The sequence below is a fragment of the Flavobacterium notoginsengisoli genome, assembly GCF_042686225.1.
In the GTDB taxonomy this organism is placed as follows: domain Bacteria; phylum Bacteroidota; class Bacteroidia; order Flavobacteriales; family Flavobacteriaceae; genus Flavobacterium; species Flavobacterium notoginsengisoli.
Genome location: NZ_JBHUOT010000002.1, coordinates 440,270 through 466,340 on the forward strand (window position 1 = coordinate 440,270; position 26,071 = coordinate 466,340).

21 protein-coding genes are annotated in these 26,071 nt (G+C 33.8%); 13 read left to right on the forward strand and 8 right to left on the reverse strand.

Translation table 11 applies throughout. The annotated features are described in order from the left end of the window. Position 1: 1 nt before the first annotated feature. Entirely contained in the window at positions 2-1,573 is a 1,572-nt protein-coding gene (locus ACFS3A_RS07285) for a DUF5123 domain-containing protein (RefSeq protein WP_379824698.1), read from the forward strand. Between the two features lie 94 nt (positions 1,574-1,667). Here ACFS3A_RS07285 and ACFS3A_RS07290 read toward each other — a convergent pair whose 3' ends face one another. From ACFS3A_RS07290 to ACFS3A_RS07305, 4 genes are all read right to left on the reverse strand, one after another. After that, a complete protein-coding gene (locus ACFS3A_RS07290) occupies positions 1,668-2,240 on the reverse strand; it encodes a pentapeptide repeat-containing protein (protein ID WP_379824699.1) in 573 nt (190 codons plus the stop codon). A gap of 29 nt (positions 2,241-2,269) precedes the next feature. Beyond that, positions 2,270-2,470 carry a hypothetical protein gene (locus tag ACFS3A_RS07295; protein ID WP_379824700.1) on the reverse strand — a complete coding sequence of 67 codons (201 nt, stop codon included), beginning with the start codon at positions 2,468-2,470 and terminating at the stop codon, positions 2,270-2,272. A gap of 72 nt (positions 2,471-2,542) precedes the next feature. Next, positions 2,543-3,463 carry a helix-turn-helix domain-containing protein gene (locus ACFS3A_RS07300; RefSeq protein ID WP_379824701.1) on the reverse strand — a complete coding sequence of 307 codons (921 nt, stop codon included), beginning with the start codon at positions 3,461-3,463 and terminating at the stop codon, positions 2,543-2,545. A gap of 1 nt (position 3,464) precedes the next feature. Further along, entirely contained in the window at positions 3,465-4,028 is a 564-nt protein-coding gene (locus ACFS3A_RS07305) for a DUF6642 family protein (protein ID WP_179008042.1), read from the reverse strand. A gap of 183 nt (positions 4,029-4,211) precedes the next feature. Between ACFS3A_RS07305 and ACFS3A_RS07310 the strand changes: the two genes are divergently transcribed. Continuing rightward, positions 4,212-4,817, forward strand: a complete 606-nt coding sequence (locus tag ACFS3A_RS07310; protein ID WP_379824702.1) for a 5'-methylthioadenosine/S-adenosylhomocysteine nucleosidase family protein — start codon at positions 4,212-4,214, stop codon at positions 4,815-4,817. A gap of 19 nt (positions 4,818-4,836) precedes the next feature. Here ACFS3A_RS07310 and ACFS3A_RS07315 read toward each other — a convergent pair whose 3' ends face one another. Genes ACFS3A_RS07315 through ACFS3A_RS07325 form a run of 3 tightly spaced genes read right to left on the reverse strand, consistent with a single transcriptional unit; the run spans position 4,837 to position 6,879 of the window. Next, positions 4,837-5,316 (reverse strand): hypothetical protein, encoded by a 480-nt coding sequence (locus ACFS3A_RS07315; protein ID WP_379824703.1) that lies wholly within the window; start codon positions 5,314-5,316, stop codon positions 4,837-4,839. A gap of 5 nt (positions 5,317-5,321) precedes the next feature. Further along, positions 5,322-6,149: an SIR2 family NAD-dependent protein deacylase gene (locus ACFS3A_RS07320; protein WP_379824704.1), complete on the reverse strand. Its 828-nt coding sequence runs from the start codon at positions 6,147-6,149 to the stop codon at positions 5,322-5,324. 40 nt (positions 6,150-6,189) lie between these two features. After that, positions 6,190-6,879 carry a hypothetical protein gene (locus ACFS3A_RS07325; protein WP_379824705.1) on the reverse strand — a complete coding sequence of 230 codons (690 nt, stop codon included), beginning with the start codon at positions 6,877-6,879 and terminating at the stop codon, positions 6,190-6,192. 248 nt (positions 6,880-7,127) lie between these two features. Here ACFS3A_RS07325 and ACFS3A_RS07330 point away from each other — a divergent pair, with 248 nt between their 5' ends. From ACFS3A_RS07330 to ACFS3A_RS07380, 11 genes are all read left to right on the forward strand, one after another. Beyond that, positions 7,128-11,261 carry a hybrid sensor histidine kinase/response regulator transcription factor gene (locus ACFS3A_RS07330; RefSeq protein ID WP_379824706.1) on the forward strand — a complete coding sequence of 1,378 codons (4,134 nt, stop codon included), beginning with the start codon at positions 7,128-7,130 and terminating at the stop codon, positions 11,259-11,261. Positions 11,262-11,837: 576 nt separating this feature from the next. Continuing rightward, the gene (locus ACFS3A_RS07335) at positions 11,838-14,864 is read left to right on the forward strand and encodes a SusC/RagA family TonB-linked outer membrane protein (RefSeq protein WP_379824707.1); all 3,027 of its coding nucleotides are present in this window, start codon (positions 11,838-11,840) and stop codon (positions 14,862-14,864) included. A gap of 44 nt (positions 14,865-14,908) precedes the next feature. After that, entirely contained in the window at positions 14,909-16,501 is a 1,593-nt protein-coding gene (locus ACFS3A_RS07340; protein WP_379824708.1) for a RagB/SusD family nutrient uptake outer membrane protein, read from the forward strand. A 230-nt stretch (positions 16,502-16,731) separates the two neighbouring features. Further along, positions 16,732-17,826, forward strand: a complete 1,095-nt coding sequence (locus ACFS3A_RS07345; protein WP_379824709.1) for an endo-1,4-beta-xylanase — start codon at positions 16,732-16,734, stop codon at positions 17,824-17,826. A 197-nt stretch (positions 17,827-18,023) separates the two neighbouring features. Beyond that, a complete protein-coding gene (locus tag ACFS3A_RS07350; RefSeq protein WP_379824710.1) occupies positions 18,024-18,923 on the forward strand; it encodes a PKD domain-containing protein in 900 nt (299 codons plus the stop codon). Positions 18,924-19,272: 349 nt separating this feature from the next. Next, positions 19,273-20,691 carry a hypothetical protein gene (locus ACFS3A_RS07355; RefSeq protein WP_379824711.1) on the forward strand — a complete coding sequence of 473 codons (1,419 nt, stop codon included), beginning with the start codon at positions 19,273-19,275 and terminating at the stop codon, positions 20,689-20,691. 424 nt (positions 20,692-21,115) lie between these two features. After that, positions 21,116-22,918, forward strand: a complete 1,803-nt coding sequence (locus tag ACFS3A_RS07360; protein WP_379824713.1) for a glycoside hydrolase family 2 protein — start codon at positions 21,116-21,118, stop codon at positions 22,916-22,918. Between the two features lie 228 nt (positions 22,919-23,146). Beyond that, positions 23,147-23,356 carry a helix-turn-helix domain-containing protein gene (locus tag ACFS3A_RS07365; protein WP_379824714.1) on the forward strand — a complete coding sequence of 70 codons (210 nt, stop codon included), beginning with the start codon at positions 23,147-23,149 and terminating at the stop codon, positions 23,354-23,356. A gap of 3 nt (positions 23,357-23,359) precedes the next feature. Beyond that, entirely contained in the window at positions 23,360-23,674 is a 315-nt protein-coding gene (locus ACFS3A_RS07370) for a HipA N-terminal domain-containing protein (RefSeq protein WP_379824715.1), read from the forward strand. Then, a complete protein-coding gene (locus ACFS3A_RS07375) occupies positions 23,667-24,590 on the forward strand; it encodes a HipA domain-containing protein (RefSeq protein WP_379824716.1) in 924 nt (307 codons plus the stop codon). Before ACFS3A_RS07370 ends, ACFS3A_RS07375 begins: the two co-directional genes overlap by 8 nt. Positions 24,591-24,600: 10 nt before the next feature. Beyond that, positions 24,601-25,200: a DUF6624 domain-containing protein gene (locus tag ACFS3A_RS07380; protein WP_379824717.1), complete on the forward strand. Its 600-nt coding sequence runs from the start codon at positions 24,601-24,603 to the stop codon at positions 25,198-25,200. Positions 25,201-25,235: 35 nt separating this feature from the next. Here ACFS3A_RS07380 and ACFS3A_RS07385 read toward each other — a convergent pair whose 3' ends face one another. Then, positions 25,236-26,036, reverse strand: a complete 801-nt coding sequence (locus ACFS3A_RS07385) for a helix-turn-helix domain-containing protein (RefSeq protein ID WP_379824718.1) — start codon at positions 26,034-26,036, stop codon at positions 25,236-25,238. Between the last annotated feature and the right edge of the window lie 35 nt (positions 26,037-26,071).

Consider the following 26,071-nt stretch of genomic DNA (forward strand, 5'->3'; position numbering starts at 1 on the left):
CATGAAAACAATAAATATATTTAAAGGATTAATAGCCGTATTGTTTCTTTCGATTGCTGTTTCTAGCTGTGAAAGTTATAATGAAGCGTTATTAGACGGTATAGGAAATACAAGAGAATTTTCTCCAATTGGACTTAAAGCTACAATTAGAAATAAAACTACAGTTGAATTGACTTGGACAGTTAAAAAAGGCGAAAATGCAGATCATTTTGTAGTAGAATTTAGTGCAGATGATCCTAGTTTTGGCACAATTTATAAAACTATAAATGTAGCACCAACAGAACTTCCTATTCAAGTAGCATTAGAAGGAGAAACTACTTATTCGATAAGAGTAAAGGCAGTAAGCGCTGCTGGTATTGAAGATTCTAAATGGTCGATTACAACTGCTACTACTTTATCTGAGCAAATCATGTTTCCTGTGCAGGATGCTGATATTGAAGCAAAAGAGGTAACTTTGAGATGGACTCCAAATAGCAGTGTGACTCAAATTGTTTTAAACCCCGGAAATATTATTCATGCAATAACACCGGCTGAAAAAACAGCTGGAGTTGCTACAATAACAGGACTTACACCAGAAACAGATTATACTGCTGTTTTGTACAATGGAACAAAGAAAAGAGGAGATGCTACATTTAAAACAGGAATTGATATCGGTACAGGCATTTTAGTTAAACCAGAAGATGATCTGAATGCAAAAGTTCAAGCTGCCGCCGCAGATGCAATTTTAGTTTTGATGCCAGGAAATTATACTGTTTATACAGGAGAAATTATTTTAAATAAACCAATAACCATAAGAGGTCTACGTCCAGGAGACAAACCAAAACTTAGTGTGAGGTTCACACTCAATGCAGGTGCTACATCACTAAATTTAGTAGATTTAGAATTAAATGGGGATAATACACAGACTGATATCGTAAAATACAACCAAAATGGTAATTATGGAAAATTATTAGTAAGCGGATGCACAGTACATGATTACTTAGGATCATTTACTAATACAACATCAAATATTGTGGCTAAAATTGAATCAATTACAATAGAAAATTCTATTTTCACAAATATTGATACAGCTGCTACAGGAGAATTTATCGATTTTAGAACTAGTTATGTTAATAATATTGTTCTAACAAAGAGTACATTTAATAAATGTGCAGCTGCAAGAGCTTTTATCAGATTAGATGCAGCGGCAACTTTGTCAGGAACAGGACTAACAAGTAATACATTAATTGATAGTTGTACATTTTATGGAGTTACAAATACTGTTTCGGCTAGTGGTTATCAAGTGCTTTATGTTCGTTTTGTTTCAAATGCTACTACTGTTCGTAATTCAATATTTGCTGAAACAGTGGCGAGATATGCTAATCAAGCTGCAACAGTGGCACCTACGTTCTCTAATAATAATTATTATAATGCAGCAACGCTAAATTTAGCAAATCCAACATCACCTCTTAGAGCAGATTCTGCAGGGTCTGCATTAAACCCTCAGTTTACAAATGCTGCAAGTGGCGATTTTACAATTGGTAATCAAACATTAAAAGATAATAATATTGGAGATCCACGTTGGATAAAATAAGAATTCATGGTTAATAAATAGGAAAAGCGGGATACAAGTTAAATTGTATTCCGCTTTCTGTTTTTATGATGATTCTAAAAGAAGAACTTTTAAATTATTCAATAACTAAATCAAATTTTTCCAGTAATCCTGCAAGTGCAATGTGCGAAACTTTAGTTCCTTTAATTTTATTCTCTGAAGGATCGAAAGCATAATTTCTGGAAGTTCTGAAATCGGTTTTTTCCAAAATACTTTCAACGAAAGTAGCACCGGAAAGATCACAGTTTTTAAAAACAGCTAAAGACAAATCCGTATTCGAGAAATCGGTTTCTTTTAAAGAACAATCTGTAAAGTTGGTTTTCTTTAGCTTTTTATAAATGAAAGTAGAATAATCCAAAAGACAATCTTCGAAATTCATGGAGAATAAAAAACTATTGCTGGCATTAAAATCCAATCCCATTAATTTGCATCCGATAAATTTGATGTTTTTTAAACCTGTGTTCTTAAGAACAGCCAATGATAAATTACAGTTTTTAAAAGTAGAATCTAAGAAATCGTTATGACTCAAATCACTTTTAGAAAAGTTACAGTTAATGAATTCGCAGTTTACAAATTCCACATTCGATAAACTCTGATCGGAGTAATCTACAGTATCAAAAGTTCGGTTTTGATATAATTTGGTTTCCATATTTTTTTATGAAGAGGTTGAGGGTAATTTTATTCTAATTCGATACAATCAAAAATGCCGTTATTGAGAATTAGATTCGGAATATCAAGTTCACTGTCGATTCTTAAAATATTATCACAGTCTTCAAGATCAAAATTCCACTGGGATTCGGGCAATAATTGATCTAGTAATACAGATGCCGACTCAAATTTAGCCTGGCTGTCAACGGAAGTTTTAAAAACATAAATCATAATTTGCATTTTTTTCAAGAGGCAAATTTCTGAAAAAAGTAAAGCTTTTTGTTAGGATGTAATAATCAATAATTAGGACTTATCAATCATTTTTCGGTATCGAATAGGAGAAATTCCTTCTGCTTTTTTAAAGAAACGACTAAAGTAAGATTGATCTTCAAAACCTACCCGAGTTGCGATTTCACCTACAGAAAGGGAGGTTTGGAACAGTAAATATTTGGCTTCTAACAATATGTTTTCATCAATCCATTTTACAGCCGATTTTCCAGTTACAGTTTTGACACATTTATTCAAATGATTAGGAGTGACACTTAGCAGAGAAGAATAATAGTTGACCTGATGCTGGTTTTTTATATGATCGTGAATGAGCTCTTTGAATTTGGCTGTAATAACCTCAGCAGCCGAAATTCCTTTTGCTGTTTTCACTGCATATTTATTCATTTCATAAAAAAGAGTAATTAAATAGGATTGCACAATATTAAGATCTGTAAATGCAGTTTCAGAATATTCTTTTTTCAATCTTTCTAAAATATTGACAATAGAACCGATATCTTCCTGTGGAAGACTAACTTTCGGATTTCCTGAAATTTTTAAGAAATCAAATTCATTGAGCAGTTCACGGCTCCCGTATTTTCTAATTAAAATATCGGGATGAAACTGACAGATAAAACCTTTGTGTATGTTGTTGACATTTTCAAGAGAGAAAATCTGTCCAGCGGGTACCATAATCATTTCGTTATCGGTCGTGATGTATTCCTGATGTCCCAATTTCATTACATGTTGTCCGGAAGAAATAAAGATTAAAGTATGACAAGAATGTTTAGAAGGTGGAACAGGATGCTGCATCTGCATGATTTCCTCAATCTCTAGACAGAAAAAATGATCCGAATTGGATTTGAAAAGTAAATGTATGGGATTATCTTCTCCCAGAAACTTCTCCCGAAATCCTGATGGACTGTATGTCTTTATTTTCTCAGCCTGCTTCTTTTTCATTTTAATAGTATAATCTAAAATCAAGCAGTTTGCATAGATTATAATGTTTAGCATAAAGGTCTTCGACAACTTCAATCAAGTTATCGTTTTCCTGATACAAACTAAAAAATGCTTTATCAATCGTACTGCAGCTTGCAATTTTGTTATAAGTAGATCCATAACCGGAAATGGCTCTTGCTCCTGTTATATCTAGAAAATATTGCGACTCTTCTTCATTTAAATCCAAAACTTTAAGATTGGCAAAGTGGATGATTTTGCCCTTCATTTTTCCTTCAAAAAGTTCGGCGATTTCTTCTATGCTGTAATAATAATCATGAAGACAAATGTTGTTTTCCTGTCCCGGCATGGCAAGATAAATGATTTCATAATCTTTAAAATTATGATCTTCATACAATAAAATATTCAAACTTTCTTCTAAACCTTCAATGGTATCGCAAGTTTTATGAATGCTCGAAATGCCTTGGTCAATAGCCAATTCTTCGAGACATTTTACCACATGCGTTGGGGTAAGATCGTCTATATCTTTCACGCCTTCGAGGCAGAAAATAAATTTTTCGCTATCCATGCAGTTTTTCTTTCTTGTTTCTAGAGATGGAAATTCTTTTTAACTGTTTCTAACAAAAGTATTTTTTAAAAAACAAAATCCCGCATTCAAACCAGAATTTAACGTGTTTTTTAGATTTTAAATTTAGGTTAGAACTGCGTAAATTTTAAAACGTATTTTTGTAAACCGAAAATTAAATTACGCATGATACAAATTAACCAGACAGAATCTTTTGCTGTCCAAGATATATTATTCTCATTTGCTCTTGAATCTGAAGCAGCTGAAGTTTTTAAAGGACATAACGTTTTAATTACTGGAATTGGTAAAGTAAATGCGGCTTATGAATTGACTAAAGCTATACAAAAGAAAAAACCTGCAGTAATTATAAATCTGGGATCTGCTGGGAGTAGCAGTTTTCAAAAAGGCGAAGTAATTTGTTGTACTCAATTTGTGCAAAGAGATATGGATGTTCGCGGTTTGGGTTTTGCATTATACGAAACGCCGCTATCTGGTCTGCATCCAGTTTTGGAATACGGTTTAAAAATGGATGGTTTGCCTGAAGGCATTTGCGGAACAGGAGATAACTTCGAAATGGAACATAAATCTGACGCTTACAATGTGGTCGATATGGAAGCCTATGCTTTAGCCATGATTGCCATGAAAGAAAATATTCCGTTTTTGAGTTTAAAATACATTTCAGACGGTGCTGATGACAATGCTGCCGAAGACTGGACGGTTCAGGTTCATAAAGCGGCGATTGCTTATGGGAAAATTTTAGGATTGATAGAAAATAAAGAAGTCGTTTTGTAGTGAAACGGCTTCTTTATTTCTAATTCTTGGCTGACTTTTCCTGAGATTTTCGATAGTTATTTAATGCAGAAACTTTAGTTGCATCTATTTGCAAATACTTTAAAATTCTTGCTAAAAAATGATCTGAAACATATTTGCCTACTAAAAAATCTATATAATAGTCATTATTAGGTTTAAGAATAATTCCGGTGGAGAGGAAATTAATATATTCTTTTGTACCATCATGATCTTTTCTAACAAATTCGATAAGAATAGTTCCTTCGAATGGTTTTGTAGGTAAATTATTTTCTTGCTTTAATGATAATAATTCATTGCATAGAGAAGCTATTTCTTTTTTATCGGTAATTCTATATTCTTTAATTCCTCCAAATCGATGATTTGCTCTGTTTTGTATATGTATCTCACATACAGAATCTAATAACTTTTGGGTAATATCACTTCTCTTATCGCAAGATATCAATAGAAAAGATAGTACTATGAAAAGGTAAAATTTGCACATGTTTTTTAAGTCCGTTGTATATTTTTAATCATTTCTTTAATTATTTTTAAAGCTTCGGTTGAGGTTTTACGAATAATAATTTTATTCTTTTTATCCTTTATCAAAGCGGTAAACTGATTGTCTTCTATATTGATGTCAACAATAGTTCCGCCATATTTTAAAGTGGTTTCTGCAATTGCAATCGGGAGATTTGTTGCGCCGGAAGTTCCCAGAATAAATAGTATTCCAGAATTTTTGGCAATTTTCAACGAACTGAATTTTTTATTGGTTTTCTCATCGTAATATTCATCAAACCATAAAATATTAGGTCTCATCCAGCTTCCGCAACTTTGACATTTTAAAAGTTCTATTTCTCTTTGAGTCAGATCTTCGTCAATTTCTTTTCCTTTTATTTCTTCGGGCAGATTTACGATTTCTTTACAGCCATTTGAACATTTTATTTCTCTATTGTTGCCATGGATTTCGAAAATTCTTTCAGTTCCGCTTTGCCGGTGTAAATTATCAATGTTTTGCGTAATAAGATGAAATCGGTCTTTTAGGATGTTTTCAATTTCAACCAACTCGTAATGACTTTCATTTGGTTTGGCATTTTGAAACATTTTCTTTCTAAACAACGAATATTGCCAAACTTCTTCCGGATGTTCTTTAAAGTATTTAAAAGTTCCGAATTCTTCCGGTTTATGAAATTGTGTTCCTTTAACCCAAATGCCATCAACACCTCTGTAAGTTGGAATTCCGCTTTCTGAAGAAAGTCCGGCTCCTGTCAAAAAGGTAAAGAGGTTTCTTTTGTTTTTAGTGGAAACATATTGTATTATATCTTCTAATTGTTGCATGTTTAGCTTTGGAAAGTAGAAATGTTTTTAACGAATCAGTTTATATATTTTTAATAGTAAAATTAGGAATTGGTAACAATTCGTCTGTAAGAAAATAATTCATCTGTTCTTTAGTTAGATCACAAATTCTCCTGCATGTCTCAAGGTCATAAGGAGAAGGTTGATTAGGAAAAAAATATTCTTTATCATACGTACTTTGTGAATTAAGTAGTATTTCGATTAAATTACCGCTCTTGTCATACGATGCACTGAATACTTCAAAATCTTTATCTCGGAAAGAATCAAATTCTAAGTTAGGAACACAATAATTATTATAAATAGTTTTGCTGTAAAAACATTTAAAAGATCCTTCGTGTGAAGGTTGATTATTGCTAATGTCAATTTGATTATAAGCGACTATTCTTCCTCGTTTATCCCTTAATAAATTGTTTTTGAGCTCTAAAACTCCATTTTCAATATAATCTTCAATTTCGAAAGTATGATTGCCTGTAACTTTTCTAGTTCTAATTTTAAAAACGTCAGCATTAGGGTATTCTTTTGATAATTTTTCTAAAATATTCTTTTCGTTGTTATCTTTATAATAGGTTACATGAAAGCTTCCACTCGGATAATTGGTTTCAATTTTCTTAGTAATATTATTAACAAGAAATACTTTTTCAGAATCATTCATTTTTAAGTTTTCAATTTCTGAGATTGACCTATTAAATGAGTTTCTATAAATAATTTTCATAATCTATTTTTTAATACTAGATATTAACTTTCAGAAGTGTCTATGTTGTTGCATAAATATTCTTGCTTATAGTTAATGTAATTCAAACAAATATAAACGAAAACTAAATTAAGTACATCTACACCCCTTAAAAAGAAAAAACTCCCTCCTTTATTTTTTGCAATTGCGCTATTTTGCACTGCATTCGATTGATTTTTTTCATAGGTTTATTGCAATTAAATTACTCGGACGTTTATTCTATTTTGTTTATGAAAAGCATCAAAAACTACATTTTAAGTTTTATTCTATTTTTTGCAATGGTTGTGAGTTCATTTGCTCAAAGTTCCGATTTGTACTTTGATCATATTAACTATGATACCAGTTTTTCGCAGAGTATGATTTCGAGTATTCATCAGACCAAAAAAGGTTTTATCTGGATCGGAACGGCGAACGGTTTAATTAGTTATGACGGATATGATTTCCTGCGATATGTTTACAACAAAGACATACTAAACAGCATCAGTAACAATCATGTGAATGTCATTCTGGAGGACAATCAAAAAGAACTTTGGATTGGAACCAATAACGGACTGAATCTTTTTAATAAAAACGAAAGAAGTTTTGTACGGGTTGATGTTCAGAAAATAAAAGGCGGAAGAAACTATATTTCATCTATAATTCAGGACGATGAAAACCGAATCTGGATTGGAACTTTTGGCGGAATTAAACGACTGAACAGACAGAAATATTTGCTGGAAGAAATCTCAAACGATCATAATTCGCCATTCAGAAAAAGCAGGGTTTTGTCTTTGTTTTATGATCGTAATTATGGCATTTTGGTAGGAACTTCTAAAGGATTAGAATGTTTTGATCCTAAAAACGGTTCGAAAAAAACACTTCCAAAAGCTTTGGCAGAAAATGAAGCTTTGCTTAAATCTAAAATCTGGAAAGTAATCAAAGAAAAAAATGGCGATTTATGGTTTGCCACCGAAGCCAATGGCGTTTTTCATTTTGATGTCGATAAAAATGTTGTCAAAAATTATCTTCTGAATACAAATAATAGAAATAGTTTATCTTCAAACTGGGTAAATGATATTGTCGCTGTGGACAATAATACGCTTTGGTTTGCTACAAAAAACGGTCTGTGTGTTTACAAAAAAGACAGAAATCAGTTTACCAAATACGGACACAATCCTTTAGAAAGTTACAGCCTTTCTGACGATGATGTAAAATGTTTTTTAAAAGATCGTCACAATGATATTTGGATTGGGACGAATGGAGGAGGAGTCAATCTTTTTCAGAAAACAAATGCCAATTTTACCAATGTCAGAGAAGTAGTTAAGCCAAATTTCGGATTAAATACCGCTTTCGTAAATGCTGTTGCACGAGAAAATGACGGCGCACTTTGGGTTGGAACGAATGGCGGAGGCTTAAATTATCTTGATTTTAGAAATAACCGAAATACCATCTATCAGATTGAAGGTTATGATTTTGACAAAAGCGTGAATATGATTACCGCTTTGGTCAATCAGAACGAGCAAAATCTGTTTTGCGGGACTTTCAATGGATTATTCAAATTCAATAAAAGCAGTAAAACGTTTCAGTTTATCTCGCTTTCGCGAAAGGATTCCAAAGAAAGAGAACGTCCGATTACTTCTTTGTTGATGGATAATGAAGATCTTTGGGTTGGAACCAACGGAAACGGACTGAAAAAAGTAATGCCCGACGGAACGGTCGAAATTTATATGGCTGATGGAAGTTATAATTCGCTTAGCGATAATTTTATTACCGATTTGGTAAACAGAAAAGACGGACTTTGGATTGCCACACAATATGGATTGAATTATTTTGATAAAAAGCTAAAACACATTACTAGAGTTTTTAAAGCTGGCCCAAAAAGTGGTTTGTCCAACAACAGTCTTACTGTCATGTTTACCGATTCTAAAAACCGATTTTGGATTGGTGCCGAAAGTGGCGGAGTGAATTTATTTGACGAAAAGAAAGGAAGATTCTTCGAAATCAATCGCTCAATGGGTTTTACAGATGAAACCATTAAAAGTATTTCGGAAGATTCAGAAGGAAATATCTGGATTAGCGATAATAATTTGCTTTATAAGTTAAAAACCAAAAAGTTAAGTCCGACTTTTAGAATTTCCGATTTTGAAATTACTTCTTATTCATCCAAAGATGGATTGAAAGTAAAGCAGTTTTCTAATAATTGCAGTATACAGCTGAATGCTAAAGAACTTGCTTTTGGCTGTTCGAACGGATTAGTGCTTTTTAATCCTTCGAAATTAATTAAAACCGAAGATAAAGCGCCAATTGTCCTAACCAAATTAATCGTAAATAACGAAGAAATAAGACCAGGAAATAAAGAGGTTTCGTTGGAAAAACGCATTAGCGAAACTTCTGAAATTACTTTAAAACATGATCAGGGTTATATCGGAATAGAATTTAGTGCCATGAATTTTATTTCGCCCGAAAAAAGTGAATATGCGTATAAACTGGAAAGTTCGTTTAATAAAGACGAATGGCATGTAATAGGTTCACAACATTATATCAATTTGACGAACCTGAATTCGGGAACTTATACCTTAAAAATCAAAACTTCAAGTGGAGGCGGAGAGTGGAATCCATCTGTTAAAACTTTAAAAATTATCATGTTACCACCCTGGTGGAAAACGTGGTGGGCATACTTAATTTATATTGCTTTATTAGCAGGAGCCGGAGTTTTATTGTTCCGTTTTTTAAGAAACCGTGAATTATTAAAACAAGCGTATTATCTGGAACAGGTTGAAAAAGAAAGACAGGAAGAATTATATAAAATGAAACTGGATTTCTTCACGAATGTTTCGCACGAAATTAGAACGCCTTTGACCTTGATAAGCGGACCGGTTGAAGAATTATTAAATGGAGCCGAAAAGAATTCGAATCTGGAACATAAGCTGAAAATCATCAAAAACAATTCGGATCGCTTATTGAAATTGGTTAACGAATTAATGGATTTTAGAAAAGCCGAAAAAGGAAGTATGAAAATCTATTGCGAACAGCAGGATATTGTTTCGTTTTGTTTTGATATTTACGAATCGTTTCGCGGTATTGCGGTCGAGAAAAAAATCGATTATAAGTTTGTACTGAATATCAATACAGCTTTGATTTATTTCGATAAAAACCAAATGGAGAAAGTAATCTACAACTTGCTTTCGAATGCTTTTAAATTTACGGGTAAGAATGGCAGAATTACTTTGGCCGTCGAGCAAAAAGAAGATTCTGATTCGATTGAAATTAAAGTGAAAGACAACGGAATTGGGATTCCCGAAAACAGGAAAAAGAAAATATTTAAGAACTTTTTCCAGCTGGACGAACGCGGAAGCGCCAATTTAGGAAGCGGAATTGGTTTGGCGCTAAGTAAAAGTATTGTTGAATTACATCATGGCGAAATAAAAGTACAGACTGAAGCCGACGCTAATTTCAACACCATTTTTACAATTACTTTAAAGAAAGGAAAAGAGCATTTTAAGAAATCGCAGATTGTTGAAAATTCGGTTAAGATTGAAGAAAATGCAAATCCGATTTCAGATGTTAAAACTGAAATTGATCTTTATGAACCAGAATATGTTGAGGATACAGAAAACACTTCTAAAAAGACCGTCTTAGTAATTGAAGATAATGAAGAAGTACTCTCTTTTGTCTACGATATTTTGTACACCGATTATAAAGTGCTGAAATTCATAAATGGAATCCAGGCGCTGGAATATATGGAAAAAGAAATTCCGGATTTGATTGTAACCGATGTGATGATGCCCGAAATGGATGGATTTGAATTGTGTACGATTTTAAAAACAAGTCAAAATACCAATCATATTCCCGTTATTTTATTGACAGCAAAATCGTCAACTTTAAACAGAATCGAAGGGCTTTCAACTGGTGCAGATGCTTATATTTCGAAACCTTTCAGTATTGAAGAATTAAAACTGACGATCGCGAATTTATTATCAGCAAAAGAAATCATGCGTCAGAAATATGGCGACGGATTTATTGAAGATACGGAACAGGAAAATCTAAATACACCCGAAGGACAGTTTCTAAAAAAACTAATTCAGATTATTGAAGCCAATCTCGATAATACTGATTTTGATGTAAATGATCTGGTCAACGAAATTGGAATGAGCCGAACGGTACTGTATAAAAAAGTGCAAACGTTGACGAATCAGTCTGTGGCTGGCCTTATTAAAAATATGCGTTTAAAGAAAGCGGCGAGTCTTTTAGCTAATACAAGTTATTCGGTTTCTGAAGTTACTTATATGGTTGGTTTTAATGATCGAAAACACTTTAGTAAAGAGTTTAAGAAATTTTTTAATTTGTCTCCTAGTGAGTATAAAGGAACTCAGAGTAAAGTTTAACCGCAATCCCGATAACTATCGGGAGCGAAGGTTTACGCAATATCGGGAGCAAAGTTTTAATATTTAACTTTACAGACTTTATATTTTCTATTAGTAAGAGATTTTATAAGTAAAGTAATTTTAAGTTATAAATCTGCTCTGAAAGAGCAAAAAGCAATAGCATGATGCATCGCATCATAAGTAAAAAGAGCAATTCATAATCTAGCCCTGTAAGGGCGACAGCAATTTAATAGTTCTCTTTATTCTTTATTCATATTAAAACCCTTTCAGGGTAATTTTGTAGGGGTGTATTTTTTAGTAGTGCTTTGCACTACTTTTTTTGCTTTTAGGCTTTCAGCCTATTTAAAAGTTTTGCATTTAGAATTTTGTACTTAAAATGATTTTAAATTTAAAATTAACACCTCACAATTTTTTAAGGTTTATATTACGAATAATGCTTTTTAAAGGCTTTAAAATACAAATAAACACATTCACGCCCCCAAATGCGAATGTTTTACTCCCCTAAGACCATCATTTATTAGTCACATTTGCAACATAAATCATGACTGATTTCTATCTAACTAACCAATAAAAATTATGAAACAAAACAAACATGTCAAGATGTTTTGCCGTGAAGGAAAATATCTTAAGCTAGTTTTATTACTGTTTATGTGTATTCTCTCAACCACAGCGAGTGCACAAGAAAGTCCGATTACGGGAAAAGTAGTCGATAATGCAGGATTGCCTCTTCCGGGTGTAAACGTTCACGTTAAAGGAAGTACAAAAGGAACCCAAACCGATTTCGACGGTAACTTCACCATCAGTACTGCCCCAAAAAGTACGCTTGTATTTTCTTTCATCGGAATGGATGAGGTTTCGGTGGAAACCGAAAACAAGAAAAACCTAAAAGTAGTTTTAAAACCAAGTTCTCAAGCCTTAGACGAAATCATCGTTGTAGGTTATGGCACCAAAAAGAAAAGCGATGTCATCAGTTCTGTAGCTTCGGTAAAACCGGGCGACATGACCAAAGTAGCAACTTCAGATGTTGGGGAAATGCTTCGTGGTAAAGCAGCCGGAGTACAAGTAAGTTTAAATGATGGCGGACCGGGAAGTTCTTCTTCCATCCAAATCAGAGGAAAAAAATCGATTAATGGAAGCAACGAACCAATCGTTATTGCAGACGGAATCGTAATTGGAAACATTAATGATATTAATGCCAACGATATTGCTTCTCTAGAAATCTTAAAAGATGCTGCTGCTCAATCTATTTATGGAGCAAGAGCTTCAAATGGTGTAATCTTAATTACGACTAAAAGAGGAAAAACAGGAAAAGCAAAAATCTCTTACAATGGTTTTTCGGGAGTTCAAACCATCAACAGAAATTTCGATGTTTATAGCGGAGAAGAATTTGCACAGCTAAAAAGAGAAGCCTACAGAACAAGCAATGGTGGAGTTTACAGACCAGACGATCAGGTTTTCACTCCTTTAGAATTGGAATCTGTTCAATCCGGAAAATATATCGATTGGGAAAAACTGGTTTTAAGAACGGGTGTAACCAATAACCACAGTGTTAGTATTTCATCTGGAACTGAGAAAACCAGTATTTTTTCGAGTATCAACTACATCAATACTTCTGGAGTAATTGCTAATTCGGATTACGATAAGGTAGCGATGCGAGTAAATGTCGACCAGAGAATTACAGATTGGCTGAAAGTAGGAATGAATGTTTCACTTCAGTATTCAGAATCGAACCGCCCGAATGTAGGGAACATTTTGAATAATGCTATTAATACATCGCCATTAGGACAGGTTTATAATGAAGATGGTTCTTTCCGTTATCTGCCGGGAGGAATTCAGGAAACACCAAATCCGTTGATTGATGTTTACGAAACCAATACAAACGAATTGAATCGTAATGATATCATGAATATATTTCTGGATATTAATCTTGCAAAAGGTTTTACTTATAAATTGAATGCCAGCCGAAGATCTTGGAACTACAAAGCGATGTCTTTCAATTCTTCAAAATCACTTTCAGGAATTGCGAACTCTGGACAAGGAAGCGGTTATATTAGATTTCAAGATAACGTAGAGTATCAATTGAGTAATATTTTGCATTATAACTTAAATGTAGCAGAAAAAAATCATTTTAACGTAACTGGAGTCTATGAGATTACTTCATCAGAATACAATGATTTTAGAAACTCAGCAAGTAGAATTCCGAGTGATATTCTTGGGATTTATGGTTTAGAAAGTGCTTTCTTAAATACACCTGAAATTGGAGGAAACGAAAGATCGTTAATTTCTTTCGCAGGAAAATTAGAGTACGATTTCGACAGCAAATATTATTTTACAGTTTCAGGAAGAGCTGACGGATCTTCCGTTTTTGGAGCCAATAATAAATGGGGATTCTTTCCAGCTGTCAACGCAGCATGGAATGTTTCGAATGAGGAATTCATGAGAGAGCACGTTCCGGTTATCAGCAACCTGAAATTAAGAGCAAGTTACGGTAAAGTAGGAAACCAGCCGAAAGATCCGTATCAAAGTATGGCAACAGCGACACAAAGAGATTACATTATCAATGGTGTAAAAGTTTCGGGTTATGTACCAGGTTCGCAATTATCCAATCCGGATTTAAGATGGGAAACTTCTACACAATTAAACTTGGCTGCCGATTTTGGTTTGTTCAAAAACAGATTGAATGGAACAGTTGAGGTTTATAATACCGATACTTCAGATTTATTGATTTATGAAACGCTTAACGCGAATACAGGTTACACGACCAAACTTTCTAATATTGGAAAAGTAAATAATAAAGGTTTGGAAGTGACTTTGAATGGTGATGTAATTAAAACAAAAGATTTCAGACTGAATCTTGGAGCCACTTTTACTAAAAACAAAAACAGCATTGTGAGTATCTACGGAAAAGATGCAGACGGAGACGGAAGAGAAGATGACGCTGTTGGAAACTTATGGTTCATTGGAAAACCGATTGATGTTTATTACAGATATAAAGCAGTTGGAATTTATCAGGAAGGAGAAAATATTCCGCTGGTAACAGGAACTACTTTATATCCTGGAGATATAAAATTGTGGGATGCAGATCCGTCAAATGGAGCCAATCCAAATCCAGATCAAGATAGAGTAATTACGTCTAAAATGCCGGATTGGTTTGGAACTTTCTCTGTTGCTTTAGAATACAAACAATTTGATTTCTCAGCAGATATTTATACAGTTCAGGGCGTTACAAGAGATAACTTATTCTTGTATGATTATGTTCGTGGAGGTTCTTTAAGAGGAGTTAAAAATGGTATCAAACAAGATTATTGGACACCAGAAAATCCAGGAGGAAACTGGCCGAGACCAAGAGACGGAAATGATCCTCCGTACATCAATACTTTAGGATTGCAAGATGCCTCATACATACGTTTACAAAACGTTTCTGTTGGATTTAAATTCCCAGAAAGCACACTAAAACCATTAGGATTAAGCAATATGAGACTTTACGTAACAGGAAGTAATTTGGTTACGCTTACCGATTACCAATCGTACAGTCCAGAAAAAGAAATATACGATTATCCAGAACCTGTTACTTGTGTTATCGGATTGCAGGTAGGTTTCTAATCATAAGGTTTAAGACATTTCAATAAATAAAAAATAACAAGATAATGAAAAATATAAATTTTCTATTTGTTTTGATTTTCGGACTTTCTTTAGGACTTACTTCGTGCGAAGATTTTCTGGAGGAAACAGTAAAAGATCAAGTTTCTGTAGATTATATCTACAATTCTCCGGCCGGTTTAGAAGTTGGAGTTAATGCACTTTACAACCAGATGCGTTTTTACAATCTGCCATCTGGAGACAACAGCGATTTATGGGCCAATGTATTCTTTATGGTGGCAACTGATTTAGGTTTGCACAGAACCTGGAATACACCTTACGGAACTGGTCATAACCCACAGTCGTTTACAGGTTCAAAATGGATTCAGGGATATAAAATTATTGACAGGTGTTCGGCTATTATTACCTCGGCAAGATCTATAAAAATGGATGAAGCGGCTAAGAAAAGATTAGTAGCACAGGCAAGAGTGATTAGAGGCGAATTGTATTTGGATTTAAAACAAATGTATGGCGGCATTCTAATCGATACAATTCCGACAACACCTCAAAACATCAACGATCCAGTTGAATATAAAGTAGCCAGTGACGCAGATGTTTACAAATTAATTGATGGAGATTTGGATTATGCAATTGCCAATCTGCCTTTTAAAGTAGATCCGGGACGTTATGGACAAGGTGTTGCCAGACACATTCGCGGTAAAAGCGCTTTATGGCAGCAAGACTGGACAGAAGCGGTGGCACAATTTGATGCCATTATTAATGATGGAACTCATGGTTTGGTAAACCTTATTGATGTTTGGGGACAAAACGGGAATCATAAAGAATCACTGTTTACCTATCAAAAAGACTTTTTATTAGGGCCAAGTGATGAATTAGCAGGTGGCGGAGGTTCATGGTTAAGCAGTGTTTTCACTCACAGAACTTACGAATTGAATACAAGCGAATTGGTTCAGGATGTGGCTTATGGAGGTCAGGCTTTAGGTTGGTTTTATCCAAATAATTACTTGAAATCATTATACGATCAGACAAATGACTTGAGATTTAAAACGTATTATTATTCAGATAATTATCAAGATTATAAAATCAACGTTCCAAGTAATCCAAAATTTGGGCAGCCAATTACCAATCCAGCCATTGCAGCGCCAAATGGAAACTACAGAGCCTGGCATTGGAGTTTAAAGAAATATCACGATTCAGAAAAACTGCCAATGACTTCTAATAGTTACAAAGATTATATGTATTACAGACTGGCTGAAACTTATTTATTGGCTTCTGAAGCGTATCATAATTTAGGTAATGATACTAAAGCTTTGGCTTATTTAAACAAAGTGAGAAGAAGAGGATACACTGGAAATCCAGAAAGCACTGTAACCACTTTTGATTTGACAGCTTGGACATTAAATAACTATTTAGACGAATCAGCAAGAGAATTAGCATTCGAAAATAACAGATGGTTTCTGCTGAAAAGACTTGGACTTTTGGTAGAAAGACAAAATTTATATTTCCGTTCAAGTCCGTCTGGAACTATTTCCGGAGAAGTACAATTGAAAATGACTCCAGCAATGGTAAACATGCCAATTCCGCAGAGTCAAATCGATTTAATGGGAAAACCAGCAGGATTTAATGTTGGTTACAATTAATTTGATTTAAACACATAGAAACATAGATTAAAATAAAAAAACTAGTTTCACACACACAGATTACTATGTGAATTTAAATAAGTGAAACGCCTTTTTTTAAGTTTCTCAAAAACTATGTCTCTATGTGTTTAAAAAATCACACCCAAAAAAGTTAAGGTTAAAAGTTAGTAATAACCCATCCGGAAGTTGGAATAATCCTAATCTGACTTCCGGATTTAAAAAGACACAAAATGATAAATAAAAAATATATTCTTGGTATACTAACCGTTTTGTTGTTTGCATCCTGCAGCAACGACGAAAAAGTAGTTTTTATTAATGCAGATGAAGGCGATACAGGAAATCCAAATCCTATTACGCAAACCTTAAAAGAAAAAGCAAAGTTTAAAATTGGAGCCGCAGTCAAAATGAGAGATCTGCAGGGAGAAGCCAATTACAAAAGTGCTGTGTTAAAACATTACAGTCAGATTTCGGCAGAATTTGAAATGAAAATGGCCACTATTTGGTCTTCTTCAACGGCTTACAATTATACTGCAGCCGATTATTTAGTGGGTTTTGCCAAAGACAATAATATGGAAGTTCACGGCCATACTTTGGTTTGGTACGACTCATTTCCAGAATGGTTTAAAAATGCCAAATACGATTCTATTGCCTTCGAGTCAAAAGTAAAAGTTTACATTACAGATGTAGTTGGACGTTACAAAGGAAGAGTAAAAAGCTGGGACGTTGTCAACGAAGTTTTTGCTGACGGCGGCGCAATGAGAAACGAAACTGTGATAAACTCATTATTTAAAGATCCAATCGGATTTTACGGAAGATGTTTTCGATATGCCAAAGCAGCCGATCCCGATGCGAAATTATTTTACAATGATTACAGCGTAGTACTGGATGCAGGAAAAAGAGCTTCAATCAAAAAAATGGTAACCAGATTCAAAGCCAACGGAGTTCCGATTGATGGTATTGGAGATCAATTTCACTATGCCACAGATACCAATAGACAAACTATGAAAACTGGTTTTACGGATATGGCTTCAACTGGATTATTAATTCATATTTCAGAATTGGATATCAAAGTCAATACAAGCAAATCTGATTCCTATGTTTTTAATGATGCAGAAGCTCAAAAACAGTCAGAAACCTACAAGTACATCACGACTATGTACGAAGAACTGCCTCAAACCCAGAAATTTGCCATTACAACTTGGGGCGTAACCGATAAATATACTTGGCTGACAACTTTTTGGCACTATAAAGAATATCCATTGCTTTTAGATGCTGACTATAATAAAAAACCAGCTTACCAAGGATTTTTAGAAGGATTGAAATAGGATTTTAGAATATAGAGAATAGAATATAGAACAAAGAAAATACAATATGGAAATAGAAACTAGAGATATCACAAATGAGATTTTTAAGGAAGTCTTTTTTCTATGTTCTATTCTCTATATTCTTCAAAATAAAAAAGTCTTTTCTCTATAATCGATGTTCTATTTTCTATAAAAAAATAACCAAAAAAATTAAAATCATGACCATAAAACTAAACCATATACCGAGATTAAAATATTTCCTTTTAGTGCTTTTTGTAGGTTTGCTTTCCTGCGAAGACGATGTACGCGAAGTATATCTTTATAAAAAAGGAGAATTAAATGCGACTTCAACAAATACAGCTATCCAAGGAGGGGAAACAGTAACTTATACCGATTCGTCAACAAAAGTGCGTGCCATAAAATGGACTTTTCAGGGTGGTTCTCCGGGAGCTTCAATTGAACCAAATGTTGAAGTAAAATATACCAAATCAGGAACTTTTACAACTACTTTAGAAATCACTTTTGTAGATAACACCATTCAAAAGAAAACGTTCACAGTTGAGGTAGAAGCACCACCTACGCCGCCAATTGTTATCCCGGCCGATGCTCTTAAAATCTATTCTGAAAATCCTGATTTTACCAAAACGGCTCCCGTTTTAAATTGGGTTTCAAGCAATCAGTTTGTAATTAAAGAAGTAGCAACAGATGGATATGAAGGCGCTTACAGAAACTTTTCTCTTCCGGCAACTCCGCCTGCAGCAGAAGCAAAATGGGCAATGGCAATTCTGCAGTTTGTCAATTTCACAGATATTTCATCTTACACTTATATCAATATGGCAGTAAGAACTACAAGTACTGGAAAAATCAGATTTAGAATGAAAGATGCGACTAATACTGGTTATGTTGAATTTGATGCAACAAGCAATTTGTACGGACTGAAAAGAGACGGAAGCTGGAACATGGTTCAAATTCCAATTGCAGAATACAAAAAGCAAAATCCGGCATTAGACTTAACCAAGATCAAAGATATCTTAGTATTAAGAAGCGTTGATCCGGAAGATGTAAGAGCTTTAAACAACTATACTTTCGATTTTGACCACATTTATTTATCTAAATAATTTTTTTTAAACACATAGAGACATAGATTTTTTAGACTTGGAAAGGGTATAGAAAGAAACTAGTTTCTAACACATAGCTGAACTTTGTTAGTAAAATCCAGCTATGTGTATTTATGAAAGTGAAACGTCTTTTATGCTCAAAGTAGAGCTATGTTTCTATGTGTTTAAAAATAAAATCTGCTGATCTGCGAGAGAAATATCAGCTCGCAGATCAGCAGATAAAATCTAGCTATGTGCATTTATGCAAGTGAAACGCCTTTTATGCTCAAAGTAAATCTATCCCGATAGCTATTGGGACTATGTGTTAAAAATTAGAGCTGCTATTTCCTCTCAAAAAAATAATTAAAAAATGAATTTAAAGAAACATTCCATTTGCGTATTGTTCTGTTTTACAAGTGTCATATCGTTGAATGCTCAGAATAAAATTACCTATCAAAAAGTTGAAGCCAGACAAAATGCTTTAGATCCAAAATGGGTGGCTTATGATGCTAAAACCATTGATAAACTGCCTGGATTTAAAATAAAAAAGCAAGAACCGACTTCAATTTACGGCGGATCGAAAGTTTGGCAGAAAGAAGCAACAGGATTTTTCAGAACCGAAAAAATAGACAACAGATGGTGGATTATTGATCCGGAAGGTTATCCGTATATCTATAAAGGAATTGCAGTTTTCAATGCAGGACGTTCGGTAAATCAGCAGAAAGCTTTTGATAAAAAATACGGAAGCAAAGAAAACTGGGTAAAACAGGAATCAAAACTACTTCGCGATAACGGATTCAACGGCGTCGGAGCGTGGTCAAATGTTGATTTAGTTCGAAATGCTGAAAATCCGTTGGTTTATACCGTGATTATTTCGCCAATGGGAATGTATCATTCCGATCACATCAAGAAATACGGCGGAAAATACAAAGAAGCCAGCTGGCAGAATTACCGTTTTGATCTGGTAATGGTTTTTGATAAAGAATTTGACGCTTACATCGAAAAATCGGTAAAAGAGGTTGCGCAGTACAAAAATGATAAGTATTTGATGGGTTATTTTACTGATAATGAACTTCCTTGGTATAACGACGCATTAGATAAACATTTAACTTTATTGGCCAAAGATGAACAAGGATATCTTGCTGCAAAAGAATGGTTAGATAAAAGAAAAGGTTTTAATGCTTCCGCTTCGGATATTACTCAGGAAGACCGAATGGCTTTTACCGCTTTTTATTTTGAAACCTACATGAAAAAGGTAACGGAAGCACTTCGAAAAGCAGATCCCAACCACATGTATTTAGGATGCCGTTTCAATCAGGATAAAGAGCAGGAATTGACCAATCCGGAGATTTTTAAAGTGGCAGGAAAGTACATGGATATTATTTCCATCAATCATTACAGAAAATGGGAACCAAGTCAGGATTTAATGAACAATTGGGGCGAGTGGTCAGGAAAACCGTTTTTAATTACAGAATGGTACACCAAAGGAGAAGATTCAGGTTTGCCCAATAATACAGGTGCTGGATGGCTGGTTCGAACACAGAAAGAACGAGGGCTTTTCTATCAGAATTTCACTTTGGAATTGCTGAAAAACAAAAATTCTGTAGGCTGGCATTGGTTCAAATATATGGATAACGATCCGCTCGATTTAAGTACGGATTATTCGAACAGAGACTCAAATAAAGGAATTGTGAACAGTAATTTCGAACCGTATCAGCCATTGTTAAAAGACATGAAAGTGATTAATGATAATGCTTATGAATTGACGCGTTATTTTGATAAAATGTAAAAGTTTAAACACATAGAAACATAGATTTTTTAGACTTGAAAAAAGGATACTAAAAGAAACTAGTTTCTAACACATAGCTAAACTTTGTTAGTAAAATCCAGCTATGTGTATTTATGCAAGTGAAACGCCTTTTGCACACAAAGAAAACCTATGTTTCTATGTGTTTAAAAAATAAAATCTGCTTAATCTGCCAAATCTGCGAGAGAAATTTCCGCCCGCAGATTTAGCAGATCAGCAGATAAATTAGTTTGCGTAGATAGAACGCGGATAAAACAGATTTGCATTCGCAAAAGCGCAGAAAAAAACAGATTTTATTTTGTTGAAAAAAAATCCGTTTTTATCCGCGTCTTCGTGATAACGAATCCGTTTAATCAGTGTCCTCATACAGCTCCTGAATTAAATCAGATAATTAAAAATAAAAACTATGAAAAAAATTGTAATGCTGTGTTGTACTTTTCTATTGATGGGAAAAGCAATGGCGCAGGAAGTTCCATTAGTTTCCAATATTGCGGCCCGAAACAATATTACCTTAAACGGAAAATGGAGTTATATCGTAGATCCTTTGGAAAATGGATATTACGATTACCGATTAATGCCTTTTAAAAACAACGGATTTTTCGAAAACAAAAAATGGAACACCACAGATTTAACCGAATATAATTTCGCCACTTCTGCCACAATGGATATTCCGTCAGATTGGAATAGCAAAGACGAAAGATTGTTTTTTTATGAAGGAACTGTTTGGTTTCAGAAAGACTTTAATTATAAAAAAGATACTAAAACCAAAGGGATTCTTCATTTCGGAGCAGTCAATTACGATGCAAAAGTGTATGTAAACGGAAAATTGGCTGGAACACATGTGGGCGGTTACACCCCTTTCAATTTTGATGTAACCGATTTATTGGTAGACGGAAACAATTTCGTAGTTGTAAAAGTCGATAACAAACGTCATAAAGACAATGTACCAACCGTAAATATGGATTGGTGGAATTACGGTGGCATTACAAGAGACGTAACTTTGGCTCAAGTTCCAAATACATATGTCGAAGATTATTTAGTTCAATTGGATAAAAAAGAAAAAGGAAAGATTTCCGGCTGGATAAAACTGAATAGTGAAACAGCAAATGAGTCGGTTTCTGTTTCAATTCCAGAATTGAAAATCAAAAAGAGCGTTACTACAGATGCAAAAGGAATGGCCTATTTTGAAATCAAAGCCAATCCCGTTTTATGGACACCTGAAAAACCAAAATTATATGAGGTAACCATTTCTAAAGCTGATGAAAATATTGTAGATCAAATTGGTTTTAGAACTATTGAAACCAAAGGAAAAGAAATTCTTTTAAACGGAAAAAAAGTCTTTTTACGCGGCATCAGTATACACGAAGAAGCACCTTTCAGATCGGGAAGAGCTTGGTCAGAGGATGATGCTATTACGTTACTGAATTGGGCAAAAGAATTAGGCTGTAATTATGTTCGTCTGGCGCATTATCCGCACAACGAAAATATGGTCAGACAAGCCGAAAAAATGGGAATTATGATTTGGTCTGAAGTTCCGGTTTACTGGACAATTTCATGGACAAATCCGGATACGTATGCCAATGCAGAACGACAGTTACACGATATGATTTACAGAGATAAAAACCGTTGTGGTATCGTGATTTGGTCAATTGCAAACGAAACACCACATAGTGAAGAAAGAGATATTTTCCTGAGTAAATTGGCAAAATATGCTCGTACGCAGGATAACACTCGTTTAATCAGCATGGCGATGGAAGTGACCAAAAGTCCGAACAATGTAAATACACTTCATGATAATATGAATGAGTTTGTAGATATCGTAAGTTTCAATCAATATTTAGGCTGGTACAGAGGAACAAACGAATCATGTAAAGATATGCAGTGGGTAATTCCGTACAATAAACCCGTTATTATTAGTGAATTTGGAGGCGAAGCATTGCAAGGACTTCACGGCGACAAAAAAGAACGCTGGAACGAAGAATATCAGGAAGAATTATACATTCAGAATACACAAATGTTTAATAGAATTGAAGGTTTGGCAGGAGTTTCGCCTTGGATTCTCGTAGATTTTAGATCTCCAAGAAGACAGTTGCCAAACATTCAGGATTTCTTCAACCGTAAAGGATTAATCTCGGATCAGGGAATAAAAAAGAAAGCTTTTTACGTGATGAAAGATTGGTATGCTCAAAAAGAGAAAGAATATAAATAAGTTAATAGTTTAAATAGAGTTGAAAAAACCTTCAAAGTCAGAAATGATTTTGAAGGTTTTTCTTTTTTACTGTTGTAGCAGTAAATATTCGTTAATCAGATTGAAAAGAATAAAAAAAGATTGTTTAATGTGTATTTTTACTGTTATAGCGGTAAAAAATGGTAAAAATATCTCTATTTCATTTTTTGTGTTTAAAAAATCAATATATTTACTGTTAAAACGGTAATTATGAATGATTTTAATTTAGGACAATTAATTAAAGAGCATCGTAAAACTGCAGGATTAACACAGCTTGAATTAGCAAATTTAGCAGGTATAGGAAAAACAACTGTATTTGATGTTGAAAAAAATAAAGAATCTGTGAGATGGGATAGTCTAAAAGCGATTCTAAATGTTTTGAATATTGACGTGCAATTTATTAGCCCACTAAAAAAATAAGAGATGAGAAAAGCAATTGTTTATGTACATGGTGTAAGAGCTGGCGAGCTTGTAGAAGAAGAAAATGGCAGCTATCTATTTGAATATGATAATGATTATGTAGCAGAACCAGTTTCGCTTACAATGCCAGTTGCTCATAAAAAATATTCTTTTTCAAATTTTCCACCATTTTTTGAAGGATTACTTCCAGAAGGTATAATGCTGGAGGGACTTTTAAAAATAAATAAAATAGACACGAAAGATTATTTTTCGCAACTTATTGCAACTGGAAGCGATTTAGTGGGAGCGGTAACAGTAAAAGAAGTTGATTATGAATAGGTGCCCAATAACATATGAATTATGTAGAGATGGATTATACAGTAGTAAAGGTTTAAGAATGTTATCTCCTAAATTGAATTCTTTTCATAATCTTCCTTTTTCTGCATCAGAGCAGAGACAAGAAGCGGTTAATAGAGCCAGTAAATTGTCTATACAAGGTGTTCAGCCTAAATTGAGTGCTGTTTTGTCCATTAAAAAAGAACAATTCGAAATCGTAGATCAGTTTGGTAATTTCATTATCAAACCTCAAAGTGATATTTTTCCTGAGCTACCAGAGAATGAAGATCTTACTATGCGTATGGCAAAACTTTACGGAATCGAAGTGCCGCTTCATGGATTGGTTTATTCTAAAGATGATTCAAAATCATATTTTATAAAAAGATTTGATCGTTACAGCAAAGGCAGAAAATTTGCCACAGAAGATTTTGCACAATTAACAGGAAGTTCCAGAGATACCAAGTACAATTTTACAATGGAGAAAATTATAAAGGTTTTGGATGATTTCTGCACATTTCCTTCCATTGAAAAAGCGGAACTTTTTAAAAGAGTATTATTTTGTTTCGTGACAGGGAATGAAGATATGCATCTGAAAAACTTTTCATTGATTACAAAATCAGGAAAAACAACTTTAGCACCTGCTTATGATTTTCTAAACTCTTCTATTGCGATAAAAAATCCTCAGGAAGAAATGGCTCTAAAATTAAAAGGCAAAAAAAGCAATTTTAAATCGGCAGATCTAATTGATTATTTTGGAAAAGACCGATTAGGATTAACTGATAAAGTTATTGAGGAAATAGTAAAGAAAATGTTTCAGAATGTGGAAAAATGGAATGAATTGATTGAAATTTCCTTTTTGTCTGAAGATATGAAAGAGAAGTATTTTAAGTTGTTAAAAGAGCGCGTTGGAAGATTTTAATAATGATAAAATGAATTATCAAAGAATAGCTGAAAAAATAATCGAACTCAAAAATGCCGATTTTGAATTGAGAGAAAAACTCATTCAAAACGGTCAGCTTTCAGCAGGATATAATGTGGAAATGGAAAAATTGCATAATGAAAATGCAAAGCAATTAGAAGCTATAATAAATCAAATTGGTTATCCGTCAATAGATAAAGTTGGAGAAGAAGCCAGCCAAAGCGCATGGATTATAATTCAGCATGCAATTGCACAGCCAGACTTTATGCGAAAATGTGCCAAAGAATTAGAAAAAGCAGTTAACGAAAATAAAGCAGATCCAATAAATCTGGCTTATCTTTCGGATAGAATTACTGTTTTTGAAGATAAGCCTCAGTTATACGGAACTCAGTTTGATTGGGATGTAAACGGCGAGATGAGCCCCAATTTCTTTGATGATTTAACCAAAGTAAACGAAAGAAGAAAACAAATTGGTTTCAATACTTTGGAAGAACAAATTGAGATCATGAGAAGAAGAATTAAAGATGAAAATCAATTGCCACCATTAGATTTTGAAAAAAGAAAACAGGAAATCGAGGAGTGGCGAAAAAAGACTGGCTGGATAAAATAGAGAATAATTTTTTGCATTACATTTTATAAATGAAATCATTTCTTAACCCTTGGTTTCTCTTTAATCACAGCAAAATAGGAAGTACTAAATGCCGATAGACTTTTATACCCAACCATAAAAGCAATTTGGGTCAAAGTATATTGATTGGTATCCAGCAATTCAATACTTTTTAGAATCCGGATTAACTGTAAATATTTCTGAATCGTAATATTGGTGTTCTGTTTAAATATACGCTGTAAACTTCGAACCGACATTTGAGCCAGTTTTGCCAATTCATCAATATCAAAAGCGTATTGATAGTTTTTGTTGATTTCGTTACAAACAGGAATCAAACGACTGTCTGCCGAAACCGGAATTTGCAAAGAATTATTTTCCTGACAAAAGGAAGGCAGACTTGTTAAAAGCGCATTTAGGAAATTAGTTTTTTCTTCATTATCAAATAATTCCTTATCCCATTTAGAAGCATATAAAATCATTTCTTTTAAAACAGAAGGCGCTGAAAATACATGTACATTTTGATAAAACTCTTTTTCAGGAACCGATTTAAAAAGTATAATCATCAGATTAACGGTTTTAGATTCTGAAGTAATTCGGTGTTCTTTAGATGAAGGAATCCAGATCACATGATTTTGCGGGACGAGATATACTTTTTCATCCATGTGAAAATATTGATAACCTTCTTCAACAAAAGTTAGCTGCGAACGATGATGCTTGTGCTCATAATCATCATGTTTCCAATTTTTATCATACCAGACATAAGCATTTGTCACAATGTTGTCGACATAATGACCTTCAGTTTTTTCAGATAATCCGCATTTTAAATTGGCGTTTTGCATATACTTTTTGGCAAAGTTAATAAAAACGTCATTGC